21 protein-coding genes are annotated in these 22,911 nt (G+C 46.2%); 11 read left to right on the forward strand and 10 right to left on the reverse strand.

The genetic code is table 11. The features are described from left to right. Positions 1 to 14 precede the first annotated feature (14 nt). Positions 15 to 1,463, reverse strand: a complete 1,449-nt coding sequence (gene pyk, locus N5E84_RS03385) for a pyruvate kinase (protein WP_069211945.1) — start codon at positions 1,461 to 1,463, stop codon at positions 15 to 17. 279 nt (positions 1,464 to 1,742) lie between these two features. Between pyk and N5E84_RS03390 the strand changes: the two genes are divergently transcribed. Next, positions 1,743 to 2,960 carry an ROK family protein gene (locus N5E84_RS03390; protein ID WP_013856420.1) on the forward strand — a complete coding sequence of 406 codons (1,218 nt, stop codon included), beginning with the start codon at positions 1,743 to 1,745 and terminating at the stop codon, positions 2,958 to 2,960. A 90-nt stretch (positions 2,961 to 3,050) separates the two neighbouring features. After that, positions 3,051 to 3,995: a chemotaxis protein CheV gene (locus N5E84_RS03395; protein WP_017048555.1), complete on the forward strand. Its 945-nt coding sequence runs from the start codon at positions 3,051 to 3,053 to the stop codon at positions 3,993 to 3,995. Positions 3,996 to 4,126: 131 nt separating this feature from the next. On the opposite strand, the gene N5E84_RS03400 is transcribed toward N5E84_RS03395, so the two are convergent. Further along, on the reverse strand, positions 4,127 to 4,870 hold the full coding sequence (locus tag N5E84_RS03400) for a YciK family oxidoreductase (protein ID WP_017048556.1): 744 nt from the start codon (positions 4,868 to 4,870) through the stop codon (positions 4,127 to 4,129). 90 nt (positions 4,871 to 4,960) lie between these two features. Here N5E84_RS03400 and sohB point away from each other — a divergent pair, with 90 nt between their 5' ends. Then, complete coding sequence (sohB, locus tag N5E84_RS03405; RefSeq protein WP_029388085.1) at positions 4,961 to 6,022, forward strand: protease SohB; 1,062 nt, start codon at positions 4,961 to 4,963, stop codon at positions 6,020 to 6,022. Positions 6,023 to 6,086: 64 nt separating this feature from the next. Here sohB and rrtA read toward each other — a convergent pair whose 3' ends face one another. Next, the gene (rrtA, locus tag N5E84_RS03410) at positions 6,087 to 6,680 is read right to left on the reverse strand and encodes a rhombosortase (protein WP_017045270.1); all 594 of its coding nucleotides are present in this window, start codon (positions 6,678 to 6,680) and stop codon (positions 6,087 to 6,089) included. A gap of 3 nt (positions 6,681 to 6,683) precedes the next feature. Between rrtA and N5E84_RS03415 the strand changes: the two genes are divergently transcribed. Next, positions 6,684 to 7,292: a tRNA-uridine aminocarboxypropyltransferase gene (locus tag N5E84_RS03415; protein WP_019281536.1), complete on the forward strand. Its 609-nt coding sequence runs from the start codon at positions 6,684 to 6,686 to the stop codon at positions 7,290 to 7,292. A gap of 49 nt (positions 7,293 to 7,341) precedes the next feature. Here N5E84_RS03415 and N5E84_RS03420 read toward each other — a convergent pair whose 3' ends face one another. From N5E84_RS03420 to N5E84_RS03430, 3 genes are all read right to left on the reverse strand, one after another. Then, the gene (locus N5E84_RS03420; protein WP_029388086.1) at positions 7,342 to 8,667 is read right to left on the reverse strand and encodes an anti-phage deoxyguanosine triphosphatase; all 1,326 of its coding nucleotides are present in this window, start codon (positions 8,665 to 8,667) and stop codon (positions 7,342 to 7,344) included. A 58-nt stretch (positions 8,668 to 8,725) separates the two neighbouring features. Further along, positions 8,726 to 9,310 carry a 5'-deoxynucleotidase gene (gene yfbR, locus N5E84_RS03425; protein ID WP_026028390.1) on the reverse strand — a complete coding sequence of 195 codons (585 nt, stop codon included), beginning with the start codon at positions 9,308 to 9,310 and terminating at the stop codon, positions 8,726 to 8,728. Between the two features lie 121 nt (positions 9,311 to 9,431). Continuing rightward, positions 9,432 to 10,646: a pyridoxal phosphate-dependent aminotransferase gene (locus N5E84_RS03430; protein ID WP_013856428.1), complete on the reverse strand. Its 1,215-nt coding sequence runs from the start codon at positions 10,644 to 10,646 to the stop codon at positions 9,432 to 9,434. 236 nt (positions 10,647 to 10,882) lie between these two features. Between N5E84_RS03430 and N5E84_RS03435 the strand changes: the two genes are divergently transcribed. From N5E84_RS03435 to menE, 6 genes are all read left to right on the forward strand, one after another. Then, complete coding sequence (locus N5E84_RS03435; RefSeq protein WP_019281539.1) at positions 10,883 to 12,190, forward strand: isochorismate synthase MenF; 1,308 nt, start codon at positions 10,883 to 10,885, stop codon at positions 12,188 to 12,190. After that, positions 12,187 to 13,902, forward strand: coding sequence for a 2-succinyl-5-enolpyruvyl-6-hydroxy-3-cyclohexene-1-carboxylic-acid synthase (gene menD, locus N5E84_RS03440; RefSeq protein ID WP_019281540.1), 1,716 nt, complete (start codon positions 12,187 to 12,189; stop codon positions 13,900 to 13,902). Before N5E84_RS03435 ends, menD begins: the two co-directional genes overlap by 4 nt. Next, on the forward strand, positions 13,892 to 14,680 hold the full coding sequence (gene menH / locus N5E84_RS03445) for a 2-succinyl-6-hydroxy-2,4-cyclohexadiene-1-carboxylate synthase (protein ID WP_019281541.1): 789 nt from the start codon (positions 13,892 to 13,894) through the stop codon (positions 14,678 to 14,680). The genes menD and menH overlap by 11 nt, the downstream gene beginning before the upstream one ends. 45 nt (positions 14,681 to 14,725) lie before the next feature. After that, positions 14,726 to 15,592 carry a 1,4-dihydroxy-2-naphthoyl-CoA synthase gene (menB, locus tag N5E84_RS03450; RefSeq protein WP_029388087.1) on the forward strand — a complete coding sequence of 289 codons (867 nt, stop codon included), beginning with the start codon at positions 14,726 to 14,728 and terminating at the stop codon, positions 15,590 to 15,592. 94 nt (positions 15,593 to 15,686) lie between these two features. After that, positions 15,687 to 16,685 (forward strand): o-succinylbenzoate synthase, encoded by a 999-nt coding sequence (menC, locus tag N5E84_RS03455; protein ID WP_019281543.1) that lies wholly within the window; start codon positions 15,687 to 15,689, stop codon positions 16,683 to 16,685. Beyond that, positions 16,676 to 18,184 (forward strand): o-succinylbenzoate--CoA ligase, encoded by a 1,509-nt coding sequence (menE, locus tag N5E84_RS03460; RefSeq protein ID WP_019281544.1) that lies wholly within the window; start codon positions 16,676 to 16,678, stop codon positions 18,182 to 18,184. Before menC ends, menE begins: the two co-directional genes overlap by 10 nt. Here menE and N5E84_RS03465 read toward each other — a convergent pair. From N5E84_RS03465 to N5E84_RS03480, 4 genes are all read right to left on the reverse strand, one after another. Continuing rightward, positions 18,131 to 18,841: an SDR family NAD(P)-dependent oxidoreductase gene (locus tag N5E84_RS03465; protein ID WP_019281545.1), complete on the reverse strand. Its 711-nt coding sequence runs from the start codon at positions 18,839 to 18,841 to the stop codon at positions 18,131 to 18,133. The two genes, menE and N5E84_RS03465, sit on opposite strands and share 54 nt — an antisense overlap. A 5-nt stretch (positions 18,842 to 18,846) precedes the next feature. Next, positions 18,847 to 19,245, reverse strand: coding sequence for a thiol-disulfide oxidoreductase DCC family protein (locus N5E84_RS03470; RefSeq protein WP_069211946.1), 399 nt, complete (start codon positions 19,243 to 19,245; stop codon positions 18,847 to 18,849). A 98-nt stretch (positions 19,246 to 19,343) separates the two neighbouring features. Then, positions 19,344 to 21,215, reverse strand: a complete 1,872-nt coding sequence (locus N5E84_RS03475; protein ID WP_019281546.1) for an MFS transporter — start codon at positions 21,213 to 21,215, stop codon at positions 19,344 to 19,346. Positions 21,216 to 21,224: 9 nt separating this feature from the next. After that, positions 21,225 to 21,821, reverse strand: a complete 597-nt coding sequence (locus N5E84_RS03480) for a TetR/AcrR family transcriptional regulator (protein ID WP_017048569.1) — start codon at positions 21,819 to 21,821, stop codon at positions 21,225 to 21,227. A gap of 178 nt (positions 21,822 to 21,999) precedes the next feature. On the opposite strand from N5E84_RS03480, the gene N5E84_RS03485 reads away from it, so the two are divergent. Then, entirely contained in the window at positions 22,000 to 22,869 is an 870-nt protein-coding gene (locus tag N5E84_RS03485) for a Tim44 domain-containing protein (RefSeq protein WP_019281547.1), read from the forward strand. The last annotated feature ends 42 nt before the right edge of the window (positions 22,870 to 22,911 follow it).

Raw genomic sequence — 22,911 nt, forward strand, 5'->3', positions numbered from 1 at the left:
ACGGGGAGCACGGGTTATTCAAGGACCGGCAGGATACGCATGCAGTTGGTTGACCCTTCGACATCCATAATGTCACCTTGAGTGATGATCACTAAGTCACCGAACTCTAACAATTTTTTCTCCTTAAGCGTATTGAGAGCTGCAACGGCCACATCAAAACCAGTGTCTGCTTTGGTATCAAAATAGACGGGTGTGACTCCCCGATATAGAGCGCAGCGGTTTAAACTTCGTTCATTGGGTGACATAGCAAAGATAGGCAGTACAGAATTTAAGCGTGAGGTCATAAGCGCTGTTCTTCCTGATTCGGTCAGAGTCACCATGGCTTTGATTCCTTCCATGTGATTGGCCGCATAGATAGTGGACATCGCGATGGTCTCTTCAGCAGTCACAAACGAAGTATCGATTCGGTAATTTTGTTGGCTAGCTTCGATCATTTTTTCCGCGCCGACACACACTTCGGCCATCGAACGAACCGTTTCTACTGGGTATTTACCAGCAGCAGTTTCACCTGAAAGCATCACCGCATCGGTTCCGTCAAGCACCGCATTGGCAACATCCATTACCTCCGCGCGGGTTGGCATTGGGTTCTCTATCATTGACTCCATCATTTGTGTTGCGGTGATCACTACTCTATTGAGTGCCTTAGCGCGGCGGATCAGTTTTTTCTGCACACCAACCAGCTCAGGATCACCAATTTCTACCCCCAAGTCACCACGAGCGACCATGATCACATCGGAGGCCATAATGATGTCATCAATATTGTGATCATTGGCAACGGTTTCTGCCCGTTCCACTTTCGCCACGAGTTTGGCTTCAAGGCCTGCATCACGAGCGAGGCGGCGAGCGTATTTCATATCTTCGCCATTGCGAGGAAATGAAATGGCCAGATATTCAACCTGTATTTCGGCGGCGAGTAGTATGTCTCGTTTGTCTTTTTCGGTCAGCGCTTCCGCCGATAAACCGCCACCCTTTTTGTTGATGCCTTTGTTATTTGAAAGTGGACCACCGACGGTGACTATGGTGTGTATTTTAGCACCATCGACTGCTGTGACGAGTAGTTGTACTCGTCCGTCGTCCAATAGCAGCAAGTCATCCTGCTGCACATCTTGTGGTAGTTTTTTGTAGTCAATGCCAACCGAGTCTTGGTCACCTTGCCCTGGGGGGAGCTCTGCATCAAGAACAAATCGGTCACCTTCATTTAAGTAGACTTTTCCTTCTTTAAATGTGGAGACCCTAATTTTTGGTCCTTGTAAATCACCAAGTAAAGCGACATGGCGACCCAACTTAGCAGCGATAGCTCTTACTCGTTGCGCTCGCAGTTTATGGTCCTCGGAGCTACCATGTGAAAAATTCATGCGCACAACATTTGCGCCAGCTTTGATAATCGCCTCTAATATCTCGCCTTTGTCTGTTGATGGGCCTAAAGTAGTCACGATTTTTGTTCTTCTTAACACAGCGGTCATTGTGTTCTCCTGATGGGGCGGGAATCTAGATTGAGTATATGCAAGATCTGGCGAAAGAAAGGGGATAAGAGTGAAATTTATCGACAGGTGTCAGATGATTTTTGTCACAAAAAAAGAGGAGTTTCATATTTTTTGAATGTAAACAAATGGCAGTTTATTGGCTAAATACACGAAGATCTAGGTATATCCGTGATGCTTGTCACGGCAATATACTAAAGCGCTTCACAATTACTTCGCAAAGTAAAAAAATTGGCATGTTATTGATTTCTGGAGCTCCCAATGTATATGGCGCAACCAGGCCATATTGATCATATCAAACAGGTCAATGCTGGTCGTGTATATAAACTCATTGACCAAAAAGGTCCCATTTCTCGCATCGATTTATCGAAGGAGAGTGAGCTTGCTCCGGCAAGTATTACCAAAATTACTCGTGAGTTAATTGAAGCTCATTTAATCCATGAAACGACAGTACAAGAAGCGATCAGCCGTGGTCGCCCAGCCGTTGGTTTACAAACCAATAATGAGGGATGGCAATTTTTATCCATGCGTTTAGGGCGTGGCTACCTAATTATTGCCCTGCATGAGTTGGGTGGTGAAGTGTTGATCGACACCAAAATTGAGATCCATGAGCTAGACCAAGATGACGTGCTCGCTAGGTTGCTTTACGAAATTGAAGAGTTTTTTCAAACCTACTCGTCGCAATTGGATCGAGTGACGAGTATCGCAATTACCTTGCCCGGTTTAGTGAATTCAGAGCAAGGGATTGTACTGCAGATGCCTCATTACAATGTGGAAAATCTGGCTCTTGGTCCTGAAATTTATAAGGCGACGGGCCTACCTGTATTTGTGGCGAATGATACCCGAGCTTGGGCACTGGCTGAAAAGTTGTTTGGCCACTCGCAAGGCAATGAAAATTCGGTTCTTATCTCTATTCACCACGGTTTAGGGGCCGGCATTATCCTTGATGGCAGGGTGCTGCAAGGTCGGCACGGGAATATCGGTGAGTTAGGTCATATCCAAATTGATCCGCACGGTAAACGTTGCCATTGTGGCAATATTGGCTGTTTGGAGACAGTCGCCAGTTCGCAAGCAATTCGTGAAGAAGTGGCGCTGCGTATTGCAAACGGTGAGGTTTCATCATTGACTGAGCACAGTGAAATCACTATTGAAGATATCTGTGAGGCCGCAGCAGAGGGTGACCCATTAGCGGTGGATGTGATAGAGAAACTAGGGCGTTATTTAGGGGCCGCAATCGCAATTGTGATCAACCTATTTAACCCAGAAAAAATTCTTATCGGTGGTGTTATCAACCAAGCTAAGAACGTGCTATACCCTGCATTGCAAAAATGCATCGAAGAGCAGAGCTTACCTGTCTATCATCAAGATCTCGAATTAGTGGAATCACGTTTTTATAAACAGGCAACCATGCCCGGTGCGGCTTTGATTAAACAAGCTCTCTATGATGGACTTTTGCTGATGAAAGTTGTCGAAGGTTAATTTTTTCGCGGTTAGATCATTTATATTTTTTACAATTAACCCATATGGCTATACTGTTATGTGAGTTCACTATAATTTTCGGGATTTCGTATGTCAGGTGTTTTAAATACGGTTGACCAGCGCACCAATCTTGTCGGAGAGAATCGACTTGAGTTGCTTTTATTCAGCTTAAATAGCCGGCAAATTTTTGCGATCAATGTATTTAAGGTGAGGGAAGTGATCAAAGTTCCTCAGTTAACGAAATTGCCCGGTTCTCATCATAATATTACGGGTGTAGCCTCATTGAGGGGAGTGCCAGTTCCTGTCATTGATTTGCGCAGTGCGATCGGTTTTCCTCCATCTCGCTTGGATAGCCAGGAACAGAACCTCATCATCACTGAGTACAATCGAACCATTCAAGGTTTTTTGGTTGGGCAAGTTCGCAATATTATCAATACCGCATGGACTGAAATTCAGCCACCACCGCGTTTAGCTGGCCGGTCTAATTACCTTACCGCTATCACCCATGTTAAAGAGGTCAACAGTAGCCATATTGTTGAAATCATTGATGTTGAAAAAGTGTTAGCTGAGATTATTGATTATGACGTTTCTATCTCAGAAGGCGTTCTTGACCATGATTTGGTTGCGGAGATGGTCGGGCGAAAAATTCTGATTGTGGATGATTCTTCAACGGCTCGTAACCAAATAAAAGGGACGCTCTCACAGCTTGGTTTGGAAATTGTCGAATGCAGAGATGGCTTAGAAGCATTGAATCTTCTGAAGTCGTGGAGCGATGAAGGAAGAGATGTAACGAGTGAGCTTTTACTGATGATCACCGATGCTGAAATGCCAGAAATGGACGGCTATAAACTGACTTCCGAGATCCGTAATGATCCGAGAATGAAATCACTATTTATTACGTTAAACACGTCACTCAGTGGCAGCTTTAATGAAGCCATGGTACAAAAAGTGGGTTGTGATCGTTTTATCTCTAAATTCCAACCCGATTTATTAGTACAAGTGGCACAAGACCGATTACGTGATGTGCTTTCGTAAGATTTTTAGCCATCATTACAATAAAGTCGTCTCTAATGTAATGTGCTGACATGAAATAGTAACGTTCACCTCAAACGACAATGCCTTGCTGATGAGGCAAGGCATTGAAAGATTAAGAAAAAGCTAAGCCATTACTTTTTCGGTTGTGCATCGATACATTGACCATTCACGGCTTGGCTTTCCGGCGCCATTAAATAGAGATAAAGCGGCATGATATCTTTAGGCGTTTTCAACAACTCCACATCTTCAGCGGGATAAGCTTTGGCGCGCATGCCTGTGCGCGTGCCACCGGGATTAATTGCATTCACTCGAATTGACGTGTTGCTTAGCTCATCAGCTAGCACTTGCATCATCCCTTCTGTGGCGAATTTTGACATAGCATAAGTGCCCCAAAAAGCACGACCATCATGGCCTACGGTTGAAGACGTAAATACAATCCGCGCATCTGGAGATTTGTGCAGCAATGGCAGCGCCGCTTGGCTGAGTAAGAATTGCGCTTTGACGTTGACCTGCATGACATCGTCATAAGAATCTTCACCGATCTGATCAAACGGGCTGATCACACCCAAAAGTCCCGCGTTATGTAGCACACCATCTAAGCGACCAAACTGCTCTGCAATGGTATCGATCATATCGAGGTAATGTTGCTTGGTGGCTCCTTTCATGTCCAGCGGAACAATCGCAGGTGTTGCGTAGCCAGCGTTTTCTATCTCATCATAAGTTTGTTCTAACTTTTTCACCGTGCGGCCGAGCAAAATGACGGTTGCGCCGTGGGCTGCATAGCTGATGGCGGCTTGTTTACCGATACCGTCACCAGCACCTGTAACTAAAATGACTCTATCTTTGAGGGCATCTGCAGAAACTGAATAATCCACCTTGTGCTTCCTTATTGTTATGATTTGCTTTAAGTCTTCGTGACAAGGTGGTTACAATACACCAAATCAAAACCTATGAGGATTAGGACGTTGGAATTTTTATTGGACTACGGCCTATTTTTGGCCAAGATTGCGACAATCGTCGTCGCTCTTGTTGTGCTATTGGTCATTGTGAAATCAGTGGGCGGAAAAAACAGCGCGCAGAAAGGCGAGCTGGAAGTGGTGAATTTAACCGAGCGTCATAAAGAAATAGTCGAGCAGATGGAACACCATCTGCACGATGATGCTTTCTTGAAGGCTCGCGATAAAGCAGAAAAGAAAAGCGAAAAAGAGAAAAACAAAGTACGTGACAAAGCGATCAAAAAAGCGGCCAAAGAGGGAGCGTTAGATACCAAACGTGAACCGCATCTCTTTGTCTTGGATTTCAACGGCAGTATTGATGCCAAAGAAGTGAGTTCGCTACGCGAGGAAGTGACCGCCATTCTCGCCGTTGCTCGTCAAGGTGATGAAGTGTTGCTGCGTTTAGAGACTGGCGGTGGCATGGTGCATGGTTATGGTTTGGCTTCTTCGCAGCTCGATCGCATTAAAGCAGCTAGGTTACCCCTAACCATCGCAGTTGATAAAGTGGCCGCCAGCGGTGGTTATATGATGGCGTGTATTGCTGATAAAATTGTGGCCGCTCCTTTTGCTATTGTCGGTTCCATTGGCGTTATCGCGCAACTACCTAACTTTAATAAACTGCTTAAAAAACATGATATTGAATTTGAACAGTTGACCGCAGGTGAATACAAACGCACGCTGACTATGTTTGGTGAAAACAGTGATAAAGCGCGCGATAAGTTCAAGCAAGAACTCGAAGAGACTCACGAACTGTTTAAAGATTTTATCCGCGAGCATCGTCCAGCGCTTGACCTTGAGAAAGTGGCCACTGGTGAACACTGGTTTGGGACTCAAGCTCAAGAGCTCGGTTTAGTCGATGAGATCAAAACTTCTGACGACTTAGTGGTTGCTGCGTGTAAAGATAAAACGGTACTGGCAATCCATTATGTGCAGAAGAAAAAACTGACTGATAAATTGGCTGGTGTTGCGGGCGAAGCGGCCGATAGCGTGCTTCTGAAATTGATCAGTCGCGGTCAACGGCCAATCGTTTAGGTTAGGTGCGTCTTTCTCGAAGCAGGCAGATTATTTTTCGGAGAGTATTAAGCGGAGAAGTACGTTACTTCTCCGTTTTTTTTGATCTCAGCCATTCACCGATGGCGAGTATCAACCCGGCCAACATGCCTGCTAAATGCGCTTCGATAGCCACGCGTGCATTAATAAGCTCACTGGTGTTACTTGAAGCGCCGAAAATTTGCTCCCAGACAACTTTGACAATAACACCAACCACCAACAGCCAACTGCTGCGACGCCCTTGCAGTGCTTCTTGCAGCGCCAAATAGGCAAACATTCCATGGAGCGCGCCTGAAAGGCCGACATAGACTTGCATACGGCTCAAAAAAAGGCTGACGCCTACCATCAGGCTGGTTGCCAGAAGGCTGATTAACCATTTTTTACTGCTCGGCTGAAACACAAAATGGATAATCCACAGCCCTGCGAGGTTCATACCAAGATGTGTAAAGTTGGTGTGTGTGAAATTTCCTGTTAGGATCCGCCACCATTGGCCCGCTTCAATGGCAGGCCGATTCCACGCACTGAGGGCGGCCAGTGGCGGCCATTGCAACCCCAAGCAGACCAAGCTGATAGCAAGTAGTGCAAAATAACGATTTTTTTGATGGTTTATGTTTAGTAAGCAAAGGCGAAAGTAATTCACGTTATGTCTCGATACTGTTCTCAATGTGGTAAAGCGCGAAAAGCCTGCATCTGTTCTTTGATCGTACCGCTTTCCTCGTCGGTCGAGCTTATCATTCTTCAACATCCGACAGAAGAACATCGCCCAATGGGCACAGCCCGAATTCTCGATTTATCTTTAGCCAATTGCAGGCGCTTTGTTGCCGAAGATTTTAGCCAGCACACTCAGCTGAATGAGTGCTTAGCTGAGCCGGGTGTGTTCAACTATGTACTTTACCCGCATGAGACTGCGCAGCCCGTGTCGGCTATGAACATCAATGCTGATACCAGAAAAGTACGAGTTATTTTACTTGATGGTACTTGGAAGAAAGCGTATAAAATGTGGCAACTCTCGAGCAATTTACATTCGCTAGCGTGTTTGCACTTGCCGACCGATCTCAAAGGCAATTATCGCATTCGTAAAGCACCGAGTGAAAACAGCTTATCGACCGTTGAAGCTGGTTTTCATATCTTGTCATTGCTTGAGCCTCGGCAAAATTTTCAACCGCTCCTTGATGCTTTTGATGCGATGGTTGCCTTTCAAATTAGCCAAATGCCAGCTGGGGTTTTTAAGCAAAACTATATCAGTGAGTAACCGCTATATCAGTGAGTAACGGTGGCAGAAGCTACCACTCAACCAGCCATTAATAGTGATTATGAGCTGAGAACAGTTGTTGATGGAGCCTTTGCGCATAGCCATCGGTCATAGCCGAAATATAGTCACAGATGACGCGCATACCATCGTCTTCATTAGTTTGGGCTTGCCATTTACCGCGCGTTGTTTCTGGCAGTAAGCGTTCAGGATCGGCGCTCAGTGCTTCAAATAGATCCATGATGATCTGCTGGCCTTTGTATTCAAAACGCTGCACTTGCGGAATTTGAATCACATATTGGTTCACAAATGATTTCAGTACTTCCAGCGCGGCGGCCATATTGGGTTCTAAATAGGCGTTGAAGGCGAGTAATTCATTCTCAAAATGCGCATCAACGGCTTGAATATGAATGCTAGTCAGTAGCGCATTAACAATCCCGCCAATCGCATCTTTACGACGATAATGTTTGCCTGCAAACAGCATTTCACTGATGGAAGCGATGTGTTCTTCAAACCACGCATCGCCGCATTCGGCCAGTTTCGAGGCTGCGGCCTCTTGCCACTGTTGGCGAGTCACCATGCCAAGCACGATGGCATCTTCTAAATCGTGCACGCCGTAGGCAATGTCATCGGCCAGCTCCATGATTGAGCAATCGAGTGATTTAAAGCGAGTCTTGTGATGTTGATAAGGCGTTGCGGGCTGACCACGCATTTGACTGAGCAGGGCTTTATCTTGCGCAGAGAGCGGCTCCGTTACCCAACAAAAAATCGCGTGATCGCAATCGTATATTCCCTTAGCGGGCGACCACTCTTTAGCTTTCAACTGACGCTGGTGAGCGACTGCATTGGGTTGCTGTACGGCGCGAGTTTGGCTCAGCAGTGCAGGATATTTTAATAAGCCCAGCACAGTGCGGCGCGACAGGTTCATACCATGGTGTTCGGTGTAGGGCTCTAAGCTGGTCACAATTCGAAAGGTTTGCGCGTTGCCTTCAAAGCCGCCGTGATCGCGCATCATATAATTGAGCGCCACTTCGCCGCCATGACCATAAGGAGGATGGCCGATATCATGCGCTAGGCATAAGGAATCGATCAAACTATCCGAAGGCAGCAAATCACGAAACTCTGGTTGCTTGAGTTTAATTTGCGCCACTATACCAGTGCCGAGTTGCGCGGCTTCTAAGGAGTGAGTGAGGCGAGTGCGATGGAAATCATTCAAGCTAGTGCCATGTACTTGAGTTTTGGCTTGCAAGCGACGAAATGCTGCCGAGTGAAGAATACGTGCCCGATCGCGTTGGAAAGGGCTGCGGTGATCATCGCGGCGGATTTTATGCTCATCATCTTGGCGTTCAAGCCATTTGGGGTCAATGGATATATCCATGCCATCTCCTGCAGTACATTTATGTTTTTCAAACACTTAACAAGTAACTTAGCGTGAGTTAGCTGATCTCGTCCAGCGTTAATTCGAAACTAGGGGCAAAGGTATTGAGAAAATACTCCATCTCAGGTGTATGGCGATCTCGTAAGGTGACGTCTAAACGTTTTTTGGCCAGCGCATATTCATGGTTGCCCGCGCTGAGTTCTTCTAAGCATTTGAGATAGGCGCAGAGTGAATCTGCCTGTTTGACTATCGCCACATCTTCAGGGTGCGCGGCGTCTGAAACGAGATATGGAGCAAAATCCTCACGCAGCTCTTCAGGCAACATCGAGAGCAGTTTTTGTTCGGCAGCGGCTTCTATTTTTTTGTATTCTTTAGCAATATCGGGGTTGTAGTATTTAACTGGTGTCGGAAGATCGCCTGTCAACACTTCACTGGTATCGTGATACATACCTAAAATCGCAATCCGTTCAGGGTTGACCTTGCCGCCAAATTTTTTGTTTTTGATTACGGCTAAAGCGTGAGCGACAAATGCCACTTGTAGGCTGTGTTCAGAGATATTTTCACTGGAGATGGATCGCATTAAAGGCCAGCGTTGAATTAACTTCATTCGGGCTAAGTGAGCAAAAAAGTGACTCTCTTTCATTGCAATAAACATCCTTGCTGTTTTGGGGACCAAGAGAAAAATTGGCGATTAAAAGAAAACGGGCGCACTTTTAGTATCGAAAAGTGCGCCCGTTTAGCATATGGAAGTTTACGTCAGAATGCTACTGACTGTAGGTCGATAAGAAACGTTCGAAGCGGCCAATGGCAATTTCCAAATCTTCAATATGCGGTAAGGTGACAATGCGGAAGTGGTCCGGTTTTGGCCAGTTAAAGCCCGTTCCTTGAACCAATAGCACTTTCTCTTGTTTTAAGAAGTCGAGTACCATTTTTTGGTCATCTTTAATGCTGTACATTTTCGTGTCGATTTTCGGGAACAGGTACATGGCTCCTTTAGGTTTGACACATGAGACGCCGGGGATCTGGTTGATCAATTCCCACGCGCGGTCGCGCTGTTCGAGCAGTCGGCCACCGGGTAAAATCAGCTCATTGATACTTTGATAGCCACCTAATGCGGTTTGAATCGCATGCTGCATGGGCACGTTGGCACACAAACGCATTGAGGCAAGCATTTCCAAACCAGCCACATAACCTTTGGCAATGTGTTTTGGCCCGGTAAGGAACATCCAACCACCACGGAACCCGCATACACGGTACGCTTTTGACAGGCCGTTAAAAGTGACCATTAAAACGTCATCAGCCAGTGTTGAAATGGGCGTATGGGTTGCACCATCGTATAAGATTTTGTCGTAGATTTCGTCGGCGAAAATGATCAATTTATGCTTGCGGGCAATCTCAACAATTTCCAGCAGGAAATCACGGCTATAGACAGCACCTGTTGGGTTGTTGGGGTTGATCAACACAATACCGCGTGTTTTGGGCGTGATTTTACTGTTGATGTCGTTGAGATCAGGATACCAATCGGCTTCTTCATCACACAAGTAATGCACAGCAGTGCCACCGGAGAGGGCGACCGAAGCGGTCCATAATGGATAATCAGGAGCAGGGACAAGCATTTCATCGCCATTATTAAGCAACGCTTGCATCGCCATCACGATAAGCTCTGAAGCACCATTACCGATGTAAACATCTTCTACATCTAGGCTACGCAGCCCTTTTTTCTGGTAGTGCTGCACCACGGCTTTGCGCGCGGAATAGATCCCCTTTGAGTCGCAATAGCCTTGTGAAGTAGGCAGATTACGGATCACATCAACTAGGATTTCATCTGGGGCGTCAAAGCCAAATGGGGCGGGGTTACCAATGTTTAACTTCAGTATTTTATGCCCCTCTTCCTCCATGCGTTTAGCATGTTTGAGTACAGGACCCCTAATGTCATAGCAGACATTGTCGAGTTTTGACGACATCCCGATATTTTGCATTGTATAATTCCTGAAAAATAAATAATTTCTTTATTAAACTACACTAAATTGATGTTTGATAGAATAAAAATCTGCCACTGTGCGCTTTTAGGATACAGATGAGGATGCCCGTTATCACAGGAATCTGCAAAAGATAACTCGTAACCTTGATTTCGTTTCCCTCTCTAAATAGAGTAGCCGTCAGTAAATAGAGTAGCCGTCAGTAGAGCCCGTGTCTCAATGTTTTCGAGGTCGATTTGTCGCATTTTCATCAAGCTATTGCTCGGTTAATCGAGCAAATAAACGACGCGAAGGATGATGACGTTCGTTTTGTACAAATACTGCAAGAAGCTCCCCCTTTCGCGCCAATTGATTGGCTTGAAGCGCAACCCATTTTCCCTAAATTTTATTGGCAGTCACGTGATACGCGCGAAGAAGTCGTGGCATTAGGTCAACTGTATACTTTTTCTGAGGCTGAACCTGCCTACGCTATTCTTGGTCAGGAGCAGCGAGTTTGGGGTGGACGTTCTTTTGATGGGCATACGGACAAAAATCGCCGTTGTCTATCCTCATTTTTCTTTTTACCGCAAATTGAGCTGATTTGCTGTGATGGTCAGTGGTCATTGGCGGCGAATATTACCGCTGAACGCCAACGAACCTTGGTCGCACTGCATAAACTGCAACTTGAAGTTAGTCCGTTACGTGGTATGACGTCACATATAAAACAGGTCACCCATCAACCTAATGAGGTGAAGTGGCAGCAGTTGGTCAATCAAGTGCTTGAGGGAATTGGTCATCAAGCGTTTAAGAAAGTGGTACTCGCGCGGCAAACGATACTCAGTTTAGATAAGCCGTTAAGCGCGGCGCAGTTGCTTAAGGCAAGTGCGGCGCACAATCATCACAGTTTTCATTTTTTATTAGCATTTGATCAAAAACACAGCTTTATGGGGTCGACACCTGAGCGTTTGTACGCTCGTCAAGGGCAGACTTTGTATACCGAAGCGCTGGCGGGAACTATAGGTCGGGGAGAAAATGCGAGCCAAGACATGGAGTTATCTCATTGGCTTACCCAAGACAGTAAAAATCTTAATGAAAATCAATATGTAGTGGATGACATTATTGAACGGTTAACGCCTCATTCTGAAAGGGTTGATGTTGAACAGGACGTCCGTTTAGTGCGTTTGCGCAAAGTGCAACATTTAAAACGGGGTATCCATGCGCAGCTGAAAAAGGGGGTGAATGGTGTGCAACTGCTGAATGCTTTACAACCAACCGCGGCTGTGGCTGGCCTGCCGCGTAAAGCGGCGATGGATTTTATTCAGGCTAATGAGCCTTTTGCACGTGGTTGGTATGCCGGCTCAGTCGGTTATTTTAGCCATCAACAAGCGGAGTTTTGTGTGGCGATTCGCAGCGCTTTGCTGGTGGACAATCAGGTCCAACTGTTTGCCGGAGCGGGCATTGTTCCAGGTTCAGTTGCTGAGCATGAATGGCAAGAGTTAGACAAAAAAATGGCAACCTTACTGAGTTTGATCAGCGACCATTTTCCTCTAGGAGTGGCGTCATGAAGCATGACCAAGCAGTGCTGAACCGAATTTGGAGCCAAACGCTACTTGAGGAGCTTACTCGACTTGGGGTGCAAGAGATCTGTATTGCTCCGGGTTCACGCTCGACACCTTTGACCTTAGAGGCGGCCGCCAATCACAAGCTTTCAATCCATACTCACTTTGATGAACGTGGGCTGGGCTTTTTTGCTTTAGGTCTTGCTAAGGCGAGCCAAAAACCAGTTGCGGTGATTGTCACTTCTGGCACGGCGGCGGCTAATTTACTGCCAGCGATTGCTGAGTCACACCTCACGGGTGAAAAACTCGTTATACTCACGGCTGACCGGCCCGTTGAGCTTGTAGGATGCGGTGCGAATCAAGCAATCAATCAAGTAGGTATTTACTCATCACATGTCACGCAGGCGGTGAATCTACCCAGTCCATCGACGACTATCCCATTGACTTGGTTGTTAACCACAGTGGATGAGGCTATGGCTAACCAAGATTATATGGGTGGTGCAATACATATTAACTGTCCCTTTCCCGAACCACTTTATGCCGAACATGATGTAGATCTCTACGCGGACTATTTGGCTGTGATTGAAGCGTGGCGTCAGCGTGAGCAAGCATTCAGCTCTCGCCAGTACCAAACCGAAACCAAAACGTTAGATGATGGTGCATGGCTGAGTAAAAAAGGGCTGGTGATTCTTGGTTCGTTGACGTTAGCTGAAGCGAAGAAGGCCAAGCACTTTGCCAACAAACTTGGCTGGCCAGTCTTATGTGATCCACAATCAGGCGTGAGCAGCGAATGGGCGCATTTTGATTTATGGTTGCAAAATGCGCGAGCACGTGAGCTGCTTAGTGAAAGTGAGGTGGTGATCCAATTCGGTTCACGGCTGGTCTCAAAACGACTTACTCAATGGCTAGCTAGCCATGCTCACATGGGTAACGTGCAGTATATTTACGTTTCACCCCAAATGGCACGTAATAATCAAAGCCATCTGATGCAACAGCAGTTTGTCACTGATATTGCGTGCTGGGTCGATCGGCATATTGGTAAATTAACGGCTTTAGGTGCGGCGCAAGCGGGTTGGTTGGATCGGATAAAAACGGTCGCGCAAGAGATTGCCCAACTGGCTAAATTGCATTTGAACGGTGACTCTTCTATTACAGAGATTGGTTTAGCGCTCGATATGGCCGAGCGTAGCGAAGGGGCCGACCTATTTATCGGCAACAGTTTGTTCGTCCGTTTAGCCGATATGTTTGCTCAAATTGAGGGACGTTCGGTTTACTCCAATCGAGGCGCTTCGGGTATTGATGGCTTAGTGGCAACCGCCGCAGGAGTACAGCGAGCCAATCATAATCCAATGTTGGTATTTATTGGTGACACGTCATTGCTGTATGATCTTAATTCTCTAGCTCTGCTTAGCCAAGTCAGCACGCCTCTGGTGCTGGTGGTGGTGAATAATGATGGCGGCGCTATTTTTGATCTATTACCCGTTCCCAAAACGCACAAAACCGCCTTGTACCAAATGCCCCATGGCTACCAATTTGAACACGCCGCACGGCAGTTTCGTTTAGGTTATGTTTGTCCGCAAACCTTATCTGCTTATCAAAGCTTGGTCCGTGAACATTTACAGCAGGGTACTGGCACCTTATTGGTTGAAGTGACCACGCCGTCTGGGCAAGCCGGTGAGCAAATCACACAATTTACCCAGCAAGTTTATGCTTTGTAGTCGTTTTTATTGCAGCACCACCACAGGTTCGACGTCGGTCGAGCCTGTGGTGGTTTTTCTACATGGTTTACTAGGCAGTGGGCGAGATTGGTCGAAAACGGCGGTTTTTCTTTCGCCATACTCGCAATTATGGATTGATCTTCCCGGCCATGGCGGTAGTCAGTCTCTCTTATGTGATGACTTTGATGAGTGCTGCGCTCACATTTCTGCAACCGTGCTTAAGCAGCTTGGCGAAAAAACACCTATCGTATTGGTGGGCTATTCACTTGGTGGAAGGCTGGCAATGTATGGCGTGGCGATGCAGCGTTTTTCGGCGTTGAATATTCAAGGTTTGATCGTTGAGGGTGGCAACTTCGGCTTGCAGAGTTCTTTTGAACGTGAGCAACGATTGAAAAATGATCACCATTGGGCACATCGTTTCCAAACTGAGCAGATTGAGCGAGTTTTGGTCGATTGGTATCATCAACCCGTTTTTTCTTCATTAAATCATGAGCAAAGACAAACTTTAGTCACTCAACGCAGTGCTAATCTTGGGGCGGCAGTGGCTCACATGCTACTTTCGACTTCATTGGCAAAGCAGCCTTATCTGCTCGCACAACTTGAGCAAGCCGCATTGCCAATAGTCTATGTTTGTGGGGAGAAGGACAGCAAGTTTGTTCATCTGGCACAGCAAAGCGGTTTCGAATATCGCCAAGTGCAGGCTGCAGGGCATAATGTCCATTATGAGCAGCCCGAGGTATTTGCTCATCTTATTCAAGAGTTTATCAGCCAATGCTAACGCGTTGGTTCAAAAACTATAATTAATAGAACAATGGAAAGCACCATGGCTAAAACAGTCGGTATTACTGAACAAGAATTGTATGCACCAGTCATCTGGAGTAACTGCAGCGCCGAATATGAAGATATTCACTATCACAAATCGCAAGATGGCATTGCCAAAATTACGATTGCCCGTCCTCAGGTGCGTAATGCCTTTCGCCCACAAACGGTTAAAGAGATGATCAGTGCGCTGGCTGATGCGCGTTATGATGAGCAAGTTGGCGTGATCATTCTAACTGGTCTTGGTGAAGCGGCATTTTGCTCTGGTGGCGATCAAAAAATTCGTGGCGACTACGGCGGCTATCGTGATGAGTCCGGTACGCATCATCTCAATGTGCTCGATTTCCAACGCCAAATTCGTACCTGTCCGAAACCTGTAATTGCGGCGGTTGCTGGTTGGGCTGTCGGTGGTGGCCATGTGCTGCATATGATGTGCGATTTAACTATAGCGGCAGAAAATGCCCAGTTTGGTCAAACAGGGCCCAAAGTGGGTTCATTCGATGGTGGATGGGGTGCGTCTTACATGGCCCGTATCGTTGGGCAGAAAAAAGCGCGTGAAATTTGGTTCCTTTGCCGTTTTTATGATGCTCAAGAAGCGTTGGACATGGGGCTGGTCAACACGGTTGTGCCAGTAGCTGATTTAGAAAAAGAGACGGTTCGCTGGTGTCGTGAAGTATTGCAGCATAGCCCTATGGCGCTGCGCTGTTTGAAAGCAGCGCTCAACGCAGATTGTGACGGCCAAGCAGGTTTGCAAGAACTAGCGGGTAACGCAACCATGATGTTCTATATGACAGAAGAGGGGCAAGAAGGGCGCAATGCCTTCAATGAAAAACGCCGCCCTGATTTCAATAAATTCCCTCGTAATCCTTAAGCGTAAAATCGGCTCAAATCATCCAATTCTCCGTGATGATTTGGGCTAGTGGTCTCAATGAACAAAGTCGAATATCGAACAAAAGGTTGAAATTATGCGCAGCGCAACACTGTATCGCTACTGTTTACCGATGGATAGCGGCGTTATTCTCCGCAATCAGAAGCTGGTAGAACGTGAAGGTCTGATTATTGAATTACAAGATGATCACGGTTCAGCGTTGGGTGAAGTTGCCCCATTACCCGGTTTTAGTTTAGAGTCACTTGAGCAAGCACAGCAGCAGTTAATAGCGCAGCTTCAGCTTTGGGTTAGTGGTGAGCTTATTACCTATGATGATCTTTTTCCTTCTGTTGCCTTTGGTTTGTCGATGGCGGAGTTAGAGCTGGATGGTGGGTTGCCTCAAGCCGGACACTATCACGCAGCACCTTTGTGCTCGGGAGACCCTGATGAACTGATCCCGCTTCTGAACGCGCTACCGGGCGATCATAGAGTTGCGAAGATTAAAGTTGGGCTGTACGAAGCGATTCGCGATGGGATGATCGTAAATCTGTTTTTAGAATCCATGCCTGATTTGCAATTGCGTCTTGATGCTAACCAAGCTTGGACACCCGCTAAAGCTGAAAAATTTGCCCAATATGTCTCTCCTTCGCTGCGTCAACGCATTGCGTTTTTGGAAGAGCCGTGTCCATCTCCCAGTGACAGCTTGGCTTTCGCTATCAATACGGGCATTGCGATTGCGTGGGATGAAACCTTACAGCAAGCCGTTCGCCGTGCAGATTTTCAGCTAGAAGATCTGACGGGAGCGAAAGCCATTGTGATTAAACCGACCTTGATTGGGTCGGTACAGCGCTGTATCACTTTGATTGAAAAAGCTAAAACATTAGGCATTCAAGCCGTTATTAGCTCTAGCATCGAATCGAGCTTAGGGCTTTGTCAATTAGCTCGTTTTGCGCAGTGGCAACTGCCTAATGAAATTCCGGGGCTAGATACGATTAGTTTGTTTAAAGCACAACTCGAAAGCGCATGGCCCAACAGCGCATTGCCGATACAAACGCTCGCTCAGCAAACGGTGGTTTGGCAATCTCAATGCGAGTAGGCGTTTCCTTTTGCCAAAAGCCGTGGCAACAACATGCTTTGTATACGCCGCACGCGATCGCATTGCGTACGGCGAATCAAACCTACACTTGGCAGCAGTTAGCGAATCGTATTGACGCTTATGCTTTTGCAATGCAGCAACAAGGTTTGCAGAACCAAGATGTGCTGACGTTAGTGGGTAAGAACAGCCTTGAGTTAGTGTTAATCTACCTTGCGTCGTTAAAACTTGGCGTGATCTGCGCCATCACCATGCCACAACCTGTGATGCTGCTGAAACAGAAACTCAGTACCTTATACGGAGAGAATAAACCACATTGGTTATGGTTAGGTGAAGGAGCTAGGCTCAAGGAGAATGAGCTAACTTCATTGCTCGCTGACGCTAACATCCGGCTTTATACTCATGAACATGTTACTCATGAACATGTTTCGCCGCCCACGAGCGCTATGGTAAACAAGGCTGAGACACAGTTTGCCTCAATCATCTTTACTTCTGGCTCTACTGGGGTTCCTAAAGCCGTTATTCATACTTTTCAGCAGCATTGGTCGTCAGCCAGTGGTTTACTTGAGGTATTTTCATTTCGTTGCCATGATACGTGGCTGCTGAGTTTACCGATGTATCATGTGTCTGGGTTAGCCATTATTTATCGCTGGCTAGCAGCTGGTGCTTGCTTAAAAGTCGGCAGCGGCGATCTCACCCAAGATATAATTCATGTTACGCATGCTTCATTGGTTGCTACTCAACTGAAGCGTTTATTAGACAGTAAAACACCGCTCGCATTAACGCACGTGCTGCTTGGCGGAGGCCATATCCCAAACCATCTCGCCCAGCAGGCGGCAAAGCATGGCATTGAAACTTGGGTGGGTTATGGTATGACGGAAGCAGCTTCCACTGTCACAGCAAAACGTGTTAACGCAAGCCAGAGTGTTGGCCACGTGCTACCTAAACGGCAAGTGAAGCTACAAGGTCAGCGCATTTTCATTGGCGGTGAAACCATATCCAGTGGCTATTACCAACAAGGCTTAATCACGCCTCTTATCGATGAACAAGGATGGTTCGACAGCCAAGATCTTGGCCATTGGCAGAATGATGAGCTGTTCATTATTGGCCGCGTTGATAACCAATTTATCTCTGGAGGCGAAAACATTCATTGTGAAGAGATTGAAGCGGTATTATCTCACCACCCCGACATTGCTTTAGCGATGGTGATCCCTGTTCATGATGATGAGTTTGGCGCGCGCAGCGTTGCTTTGTTGCAATGCCAAACTATGCCTAAAAAAGAGGCGTTAGAGCAGTGGCTCAATGGTAGGCTTGAAAGATTTAAATATCCCATCGATTATTTTTTAATACCAAATCACTTGAGCGAAACGGGTATTAAAATATCGCGCAAGACCTTAAAAACATGGCTCACCGAACATCAGCTGCGTTATCGACCACTCAATGAGCGATCACCATTTGATGGTCTGGTGCTGCCAATCCACAAAACAGACGGGCTTATCTAACATTTCCTTTTGCTGTAGTTGATAAAGTTGCTTAGCCACAAACTCCGGTTCAAAGAGCTTATCGCTAGCCACATTACGCTGAAATGGTTTAGAAAGCGGGGTGTCGGTGGTTCCCGGATGAAACAGAATAGTTTGTGTGTTGGGATGAGTGCGAGCTAGCTCTATCGCAAAACTTTTCGTCGCCATATTTAGCGCCGCTTTACTCATCCGATAGCTGTACCAGCCGCCACTGTAGTTATCCTCTAAGCTACCTATCCGCGCGCTAAAAACCGTAATTTTTGCAAAAGATTGACGATCAATAAGTGATGGTAAATATTGAAACCAACGCACTTGGCTCAAAACGTTACATTGTAAAAGCCATTGAAAGTAAGACTCGTCAAACCTTGAGATACGCTTTTCCGGTGTATAGGTGCCGTTGTGTAGTTGCCCATTAAAAAACACAATTTGATCAAACTTATGCCCGATGTCGGCCAATGTTTTGGCAATCAAGGCCGTTGATTCGATACTGTAGTCGGTTGGAAAATGTTCGCTTGAGGATTGGGCGAGATATTTTTGTCTTGAGACGGTAACGATTGCTGGCGCGAAAGTCTGCGCTTTGAGCTCCTTTATAAAAGCTTGGGCGATGATGCTTGAGGCGCCAATAATGAGGTATTTCATTGTTATCACTCTCTGTTTTTACAAACGCCATTACGGCATTGAGCATGACTAAACCAGCGAGATATCGACATGCGATGTTTTGCAAAAAGGAGATAAATTTGGTCGCTAATCCATTTTAGGACGGGTAAGCGCGTAATGAATAACCAGCGATGTTTGTTGACTAAACGCCAAGCTAGAACGGTCACATCCAGCCCATAAAGCAGATTGCCTTGTTGATCTAAGCCATGCAGTATCGATAACGCCTTGCTTTTGTCGATAGAAGGAAAGCTACGCATAGCATCGCCGTCATTTATGTCGATAAGCTGAACCCGACCATGGTGAGCGAAGGTTTTTAATGAACGCATTTCATTGTAGCATAAAGGACACTGCGCATCGAAAAAAATCACTAAAGATGGGGTACTCATATGTATGTCATCAGCCTAACAGCCCGTGAATAACATATTTGTACGTTCACTCTTCAGTATAAGATCAAGCTAGTGTTTGGTTTGCACTCAATCCCAATCTAACGCCAATCCCCCCTGAGTTCTGCGACTTTTTGTTGCATCACTTGTGTTGTTGCCTCTTTGGGAGGGACGGGCTCGCCAGCTTCAATTTCTATATGTGACCAAAAACGAGTCGGTAGCCCACAGCAGGCGCGCCCTTTGGCACGGCTAAAATAGCTTCCCCACAACCCCTTCAATGCCATGGGGATGACAGGCACAGAGCTGCGTTTTAAAATAATATCCATCCCGCGCATGAAATCGCTGATTTCGCCATCCGCGGTTAACCGTCCCTCTGGGAAAATGCAGACGATATGCCCCTCTGCCAATGCTTGTTCTACATCGTTAAAGGCTTGGCGGATAGAACCGCGACGCGTTGCGGAAATAGGTATCACGCCTGCACGTTTCAAAAAGCGACGAAGTGGCGGCAAATTGGCGTAATCCTCTTCCATCACAAAACGAATTAAGCGAGGACAAACCGCGCTCAGCAACAGTGCATCCATATAGCTAACATGATTGCACACCAGCAGTGCTCCGCCCTTTTCAGGTAAGTGATGAAGATTTTTGTGGCTGACTCGATACATGGTATGCGTGAGCATCCACATTAGAAATCGCACCAAAAAGACCGGGACTTGGTAGCATAAATAGAGTGCAACAAAGCCATTAAGCAAAGCTAATATAATGAAGAACTGAGGGATCGTAAGCTCAAGAAAGCTCAAACAGACAATCCCTAATAGTGCGCTCGCCACCATAAACAGTGAGTTGTAGATATTCAAAGCGGCAATGACTTGTGCGCGTTGAGTGACTTTAGCACGCTGCTGCATTAGCGCATATAAAGGCACAATGAAGATGCCACCGCAGACGCCAATCAACAATAGGAAAAGAAACATCGGCCATAGTGATTGGTAGCTGATAAATTGATAAAAATCAGTAAATTGAGGTAATTTTTTTGGCACGGAGGTTGCCATTAAATAGCCAAATAATGTAATGCCAAAACTGCCGATAGGCACGATGCCGATCTCTATTCTATGATGCGATAATTTGTCACAGGTCAATGAGCCAGTGGCAATGCCAACAGAAAACAGTGCTAGCAAAAAAGAAACGGCGCTCTCTGTGCCATATAAATAGTGATGCGTGAAATTTGGAAATTGAGTTAAGTAGGCAGCACCTAAAAACCAGAACCAACTGATCGCCATTACGCATTGGAAAATAGTACGGTCTTGTTTGGCAATCGCAATGGTCTGCTTGGTTTGCTCAATGGGCTGCCAGCGAAAAACGAGATCGGGTGCGCAAGCAGGGGCTTTAGGAATATGACGGCTGGCTAAATAGCCTAACAACGCAAATAGCACCACCGCGCCAGCAGCCACGTATTTAGTGTAGGGCATCGAGGCAATGAGCCCAGCCCCCAATGTGCCTAATAAAATCGCTAAAAATGTGCCTGTTTCCACTAACGCATTACCTGGAACCAATTCATTTGGCTTGAGTTGTTGCGGCAATAAAGCGTATTTGACTGGGCCAAAAAAGGCCGATTGTGTCCCCATCAAAAACAGTAATAACAGTAAAATGGCGTAACTCTCGGTCATAAAACCGATCGCGCCAAGACACATGATGCCAATTTCAGCCAATTTCACTTTACGAATGAAAGCGGATTTTTCGTACTTGTCAGCAAGCACACCAGCAGAGGCAGAAAAAAGGAAAAAAGGAAGAATGAATAGCCCTGCGGCAAGGTTAATAAATAAATTACTGGAAACCGGTAACACGTTCGCTCCAGCAAACGCGACCAATAGCAGCAAGACATTTTTAAAGATGTTATCGTTAAATGCGCCAAAAAACTGGGTGATGAAATACGGAAGAAATCGTTGCTGAGTCAGCAATGAAGATTGAGATTGACTCATTGATGGTCCTTATCGCGCCCAGTGATTAAGATAGTTTGAGAGTAGGTTTTCAATCAGCTCTTTCCCATCGATGGGTTCGGCGGCGAAAAATTTATCATCTACGCTTAATAAGGTAATACCATGTACGCCAGACCACAGGACTCGGCTTGCTTGCAGCACTTCTTGTTGCGAGTGTTGTGGAGCAAGGATGGTCAATAAACCTTCAAGCATGGCGGTCATGTTGTCGATGCGCTCTGCTTGCCACTGGGGAAGTCGTTCGCCATTCATATTATGTTCAAAAATAAGTTGCCAGCGATTGGGGTGCAACTGAGCAAAATCGTGGTAGCAATAGGCCAATTTATACAACGCTTCTTTTGGATCGCTACACTTACCCACCACTTTTTTCGCTTGCGAAGAGAGTTCATCCAAGGTTTGAGCTACCACATGCAACAATAAAAGATTGTAACTGCCGAAGACATTGACCAAAGTGCTAGGTACGTAGCCAATCATGGTTGCGATTTTACGCAGGCTGAGCTCGTGATAAGTGTGATTTTGAAGAAAATGCTTCGCGGTCTTGAGTGTCAATGCAATCAGTTCTTCTCGTGTGTGATCGTTTCGTCTGGCCATGGTTACGTATCAATTATGAACAACGTTCGATATTCTAGTGGGGTGGTGTATAAGCGTCAACTTATGGACGGTTAATTTGCAATATTCTGATACATGTCTGCGAGAAGCAACGGTTTTCTTGTCTATCCGAAGTGGTTATGATGAGTAAGCCTCAATAATTATAACCCTAAGGAAAAACATGAAACGTTTTTTTTCCCTTGTAGCACTGCTGATGGTTGCTGTTGCGATCACACCGATAGCAGAAGCAAAGAAATTTGGCGGTGGTAAATCGTTTGGTAAAAGCTATAAAACGGCTCCAGCGCCCAAACAGCAGACTCAAAAAAATGACACCATTAAGCAAGATCAAGCAGGTAAAGCTGGTTCGACCAAAAAAGGTCTGATGGGCGGATTACTGGGTGGTTTACTCGCTGGTGGTCTACTGGCTGCTTTCTTTGGCGGCGCGTTTGAGGGTATCCAATTTATGGATATTCTGATCTTCGGTCTGATTGCTTTTGTGCTCTTTAAACTGATGCGCGGTATGCTTGGTGCGAAGCAGGGTAGCATGAATCGGCAGCAGCCTGCGTTTGGTGGTGTTAATAACCGGACGGAATTTGAACAGCCGAACGTGCACAACTTTGAACAACAGCCTCAAGCTACGGGTGGTTTTGGATCGAATGCACACAGCGATATCCCACATAACTATCCAGCCGGTTTTGACAAAGCAGCTTTCATTAATGGTGCGCGCGAACACTACCGTATTTTGCAAGGTGCTTGGAACCATAACCAACTTGAAACTGTTGAAGAATATGTATCGGCGAGCTTGTTTGAAGATTTAAAACAAGAGCGCGCAAAGCTAAACGGTGAACAGCACACAGATGTGATGTACGTAGACGCTGAAGTCGTTCGCGCCGATTACGATGCAAGTAAAGCGCAGTTGAGTTTGCAGTTTACTGGCCGCTACCGCGATTCCGTGGAAGGCATTGAAGAAGATATTAATGATGTGTGGCATTTAGAGCGTGATTTAACCGTACCTAATGCACCTTGGTTGATTGTCGGCATTCAAGGCTAAGACTTTTCACGATGGATCCAAAACGCCCAAGTTTGTCTTGGG

Source organism: Vibrio sp. J502 (assembly GCF_025397955.1).
GTDB lineage: Bacteria > Pseudomonadota > Gammaproteobacteria > Enterobacterales > Vibrionaceae > Vibrio > Vibrio anguillarum.